Below are 981 nucleotides of genomic sequence, written 5' to 3'. Positions count from 1 at the left end.
CTAGATGAGTAGTTCCGATTTCCGGTCAGTGGTCGTAGGCGATCAGTGACCTGGTGACGGGGGCTGTGGCGGTGCGGTTGTGCCAGATGGCTGTGGTCAGGGCGAGGATGCGCTGGGCGATGCGGACACCGACGCCTTCGACGGTGCGGCCGCCGTGTTGTTCGAGATCAAGCTGGCCTTTGAGGGTGTCGTTGACCGACTCGATCAGTTGCCGGACGGCCTTGAGGAGGACTTCTCCCGGCCGTGGGGTGACATTGCGGTAGGAGGGCCGCAGCAGCCGCACTCCGCGGGCGGCCAGGAAGCGGTCCAGTTCGGCCGAGACGTAGCCCTTGTCCGCCACGATCAGCAGGCCGGGTCGGGCGGTGATCAGGTCCGTGTCGGTGTCCACCAGGGCGGCCAGGACCTCGCGTTCATCGAGCTTGGGATCGGCCAGGGCCCAGTTGACCGGCAGGCCGGCCGGTGTGCAGACCAGATGCAGCCGCAGGCCCCAGAACCAGCGGGAGTGCGAGCGGCAGTAACCGTAGTTCGCCCAGCCGGCCAGGGATGAGCGTTTAACGCTTTCGCGGGAGCGGGCGCACTCCACCGCCGTGGAATCGACGATCCAGACGGTGTCCAGCCACAGGTCGGTGTCCTGGGCCAGCGAGCGGATCGTTTGTTTGACCAGTGGCAGAGCCGCCCGCAGGCGTTTGTTGTAGGCGGGGCGCTGGGGCAGGTAGGGAAACAGCGGGTGCAGGTGGGCGTGCGCGAAGCGCAGCCAGCGGGCCTCGCAGGTGAAGCCGAGCAGGGCCTGGGCGACGGCCAGGGTGATCAGTTCCGCATCGGTCAGCCGGGGCGGCCGACCCCGCCAGCGCGCACCCTTCAATCGGTCATCGATGTGCACGTACAGTGCGGTCAAGAGGGTGTCCAACTGGGTCGTCACAACCCCGATGCTGGACACCCTCCCCGCGTCTGCGAACCCCGCATTCGGAACTACTCGTCTAG

1 protein-coding gene is annotated in these 981 nt (G+C 67.1%); it reads right to left on the bottom strand.

Translation table 11 applies throughout. The features are described from left to right. Positions 1 to 25: 25 nt before the first annotated feature. The gene (locus ADK86_RS16360; RefSeq protein ID WP_053697244.1) at positions 26 to 919 is read right to left on the bottom strand and encodes an IS982 family transposase; all 894 of its coding nucleotides are present in this window, start codon (positions 917 to 919) and stop codon (positions 26 to 28) included. Positions 920 to 981: the final 62 nt, after the last annotated feature.

It is taken from the genome of Streptomyces sp. NRRL F-5755, from assembly GCF_001279365.1.
GTDB lineage: Bacteria > Actinomycetota > Actinomycetes > Streptomycetales > Streptomycetaceae > Streptomyces > Streptomyces rimosus.
The sequence above is the reverse complement of the archived record's forward strand: the minus strand, read 5'-3'. Positions and strand labels throughout refer to the sequence as shown.